The sequence below is a fragment of the Pseudomonas sp. SDO5522_S412 genome, from assembly GCF_054071215.1.
Genome location: NZ_JBSVWQ010000375.1, coordinates 1 through 3,207 on the forward strand (window position 1 = coordinate 1; position 3,207 = coordinate 3,207).

Annotated in this window: 3 protein-coding genes and 1 pseudogene; 1 reads left to right on the forward strand and 3 read right to left on the reverse strand. The window is 60.8% G+C overall.

The genetic code is table 11. The features are described from left to right. Positions 1-84: 84 nt before the first annotated feature. The 3 genes and pseudogenes from ACW9I6_RS31635 to ACW9I6_RS31645 form a co-directional block, all read right to left on the reverse strand. Positions 85-657: a methyl-accepting chemotaxis protein gene (locus tag ACW9I6_RS31635; RefSeq protein ID WP_371132976.1), complete on the reverse strand. Its 573-nt coding sequence runs from the start codon at positions 655-657 to the stop codon at positions 85-87. Positions 658-675: 18 nt separating this feature from the next. Continuing rightward, positions 676-1,404, reverse strand: a pseudogene (locus ACW9I6_RS31640) (PAS domain-containing protein); the annotation flags it as partial. A gap of 167 nt (positions 1,405-1,571) precedes the next feature. Beyond that, entirely contained in the window at positions 1,572-2,441 is an 870-nt protein-coding gene (locus tag ACW9I6_RS31645; RefSeq protein WP_177054571.1) for a LysR family transcriptional regulator, read from the reverse strand. A 98-nt stretch (positions 2,442-2,539) separates the two neighbouring features. Here ACW9I6_RS31645 and gstA point away from each other — a divergent pair, with 98 nt between their 5' ends. Then, complete coding sequence (gstA, locus tag ACW9I6_RS31650; protein WP_003213075.1) at positions 2,540-3,142, forward strand: glutathione transferase GstA; 603 nt, start codon at positions 2,540-2,542, stop codon at positions 3,140-3,142. Positions 3,143-3,207 lie beyond the last annotated feature (65 nt).

Consider the following 3,207-nt stretch of genomic DNA (forward strand, 5'->3'; position numbering starts at 1 on the left):
AGTCAATCCATGTGCTGACTGACACACCGCATTCGCGAGCAAGCCCGCTCCCACACAAGCTCATTCCACATTTGATCTGCGGTGTTACTGCAATTGCAGTGTCGAGTTGAACTGACTGATCGCATCCACCACATGCCGTGACCCTTCCTGAATCTCCAGGATCACCTGCCCCGCCTCATTCGCCAGCTCCACCCCAAGCCCCGTGCGGCTCAGGCTCGACTGCATGCTCGACACCGCGCTGATCGACAGGTCGTGGTTCTTGCGCACCACATCCACAATCTCGATCGTCGCCTGGCTGGTTCGCGCCGCCAAACTGCGCACCTCATCCGCCACCACCGCAAACCCGCGCCCATGCTCGCCCGCCCGGGCCGCTTCGATCGCCGCATTCAGCGCCAGCAGGTTGGTCTGGTCGGCGATGCCGCGGATGGTCTGGACGATGGTGCCGATGATGTCCGACTGCTTGCTCACTGCGTCGATGCTCACGGCCGCTTCGTTAAGGTCACGGGAAATTTCTTCGATGATCTGCACGGTCTGCTGCACCACTTCCGAGCCCTTGCGGGCGCAGGCGTCGTTTTGCACCGAGGTGGCGTGAGCCGAGTCGGCAGCCGTGCGCAAGGTGGTGACCTGGTCGGTGATGTCGCTGGCGAACTTCACCACTTTGTACAGGCGCCCGTTGGCATCGAAGATCGGGTTGTAGGAGGCTTCCAGGAACAGCGTTTGGCCGAATTTGTCTTTGCGCTCAAAGCGGTGGGAGTGATATTCGCCGCGGTTGAGCGAGGCCCAGAATGCCTTGTAGGCCGGCGAATCGGTCTCACCGCGATGACAAAACAGACTGTGGTGCTGGCCGACGATTTCACTGAGGGAATACTTCACCGTCTTCAGGAAGTTGTCGTTGGCATTCAGAATCTGGCCTTGCGGGGTGAATTCAATGACCGCCATGGAGCGGCCGATGGCGTCGATCAGGCTCTGGTTTTCATGCTCGCGGTGAATCCGCGCCGAGATGTCCGAGGCCACCTTGATCACGCTCTGCACCTGGTTGTCGGCACCGATTACCGGCATGTAACTGGCCTCCAGCCACACTTCCTGGCCATGCTTGTTCAACCGCATGAAGGTGCCACTGAGGGGCTCGCCCCGCGCCAGGTCGCGCCAGAGTTTGGCGTAGGCATCGGTGTGGGTGTAGGCCTCTTCGCAGAAAATCCGGTGATGCTTGCCGCGAATTTCTTCGGCGCGGTAGCCCATGGTCTTGCAGAAGTTTTCATTGGCATCCAGCACGATGCCGTCGCGATCAAACTCGATCATTGCCATGGAACGGCTGATTGCGGCCAATTTGGCTTTGGCTTCGGTAAGGGCGCAGGAGAAACGTTCGATTTCCAGCAGGTCGGATTTGTGTTGGCGGTTGAACATGTCAGATCACCCTTTATTTTCCCGACGCCCAGGCGGGCGCATTCCATTCACGGTTTGAATCTTGATCGCAGACCTTTATGGAGAAACCTATCCGAAACGCTTTATATGCCGAGCGTCATCAACGGTTCTGGGTGAGCATAGACAGGCGTTGGCGCTATGCAAGGCCACTAGTCAGCCAGCATTTGCAACAAAGCATTAACCACTGCGGAGGGCGGTTGGTGGCGTGATGTCACCAACGCAAACTCGCGATGCACCGGCTCCGCCAGGGGCATGATGCGCAAGCCGTGGCGCTGGGCCGGCAGGGTCATCTCGGGCACCAGCGTCACTCCCACGCCTTCACGCACCAGGCTGAAAGCGCTGTTCCATTCGCGCACTTCCACCCGCACCTCGCGCAGCACCAGGCCGGCTTCCTGCGCCAGGCTGCGGGCGTTGACGGTGCAGCCGCCGGTGGCAAGCACGAACGGTTGCTCCACCAACTCTTCCAGCGTGACCGTTGCCTGCGCCGGGCGCCGGGAAAACCCGTGGGCCATCGGCAGCACCGCCACCCAGTTATCGCGCCCCAGCACGGCGGCATTGCGCTCGGACGGCGGGTTGAGCACCACGCCCAGGTCGATCAGATTCGCGTCGAGCAAGGTGTTCACTTCATCGTCGGTCACTTCCAGGGCCGTGACCTCGATGCCGGGGTAAAGCTGGTTGAACCGACGCAGCAGCGGCGGCAGGAACACCGCCAGCACCATGGGGAAACTCGCGATGCGAATCGTCCCACGCAGCATCGGCCGCGCTTCGTCCACGGTGGTGCGAATCGCCTGCAAGGCCCCGAGCATCACCCGCGCCTGCTCGATCACCTGCAGGCCCAGGGCGGTAGGCACGGTCTGACGCGCCTCACGCACAAACAACTGCGCACCGAGGTTGGCCTCCATGGCCGCCATCGCCTGGCTGGCGGCGGACTGAGTCATGCCCACTCGTTCGGAGGCGGCAGTGATGCTGCCGTTGTCCGCCACGGCCACCAGCAGGCGCCAGTGCATCAGGTTCATCATGGCAGTAGCTGTCCTTATGGCAGGATTCTGAAAGATTAATTTTACCCAAGGTGCCATGCCCACGAGACTGAAGGCAACTGTCCTGCGGAGTTGACCCGATGAAGCTGTATTTTTCCCCGAATGCCTGTTCCCTCGCCTCCCATATCGCGCTGCGGGAATTGGCCCTGCCGTTTGAATTGATTCGCGTCGACAACCAGAAAAAGCTCACGGCTGACGGTGATGATTTCCTGCAGATCAATCCCAAGGGCTATGTGGCCGCACTGCAACTGGACAACGGCGAGGTACTGACCGAAGGCGCGGCCATCCTGCAATACCTGGCCGACCGTGTACCCGCAGCGGGCCTGGCGCCGGCCAATGGCAGCTGGGAGCGGGTGCGTTTGCAGGAGTGGCTGAACTATGTCTCCAGCGAGATTCATGGCGGGCTGGGAGTGTTGTTCAAGGACGCGATTCCCGATGAGGTGAAGGCGCTGTTCAAGGCCACGCTGTTCAAGCGCTTTGCGATTCTGGTGCAGACCCTGGAGCGCCAGGATTACCTGCTGGGCGCGCAGTACTCGGTGGCGGATGCGTACCTGTTTGTGGTGCTGCGCTGGGCGGGGTTGTTTGATATCGACTTGCAGCAGTGGCCGGCGTTGGCGAAGTTTCAGCAGCGGGTCGGTGAGCGGCCGGCAGTGATTGCCGCCCTGGCCGCTGAAAATCCATGACCTGAAATGCGATCAACCTGTAGGAGCTGGCTTGCCTGCGATAGCGATGGTGAATCCAACATCGC

Coding starts and splice junctions, on each gene's coding strand:
- ACW9I6_RS31645 (WP_177054571.1), bottom strand. CDS start 2,441: ATGATGAACCTGATGCACTGGCGCCTGCTGGTGGCCGTGGCGGACAAC.
- gstA (WP_003213075.1), top strand. CDS start 2,540: ATGAAGCTGTATTTTTCCCCGAATGCCTGTTCCCTCGCCTCCCATATC.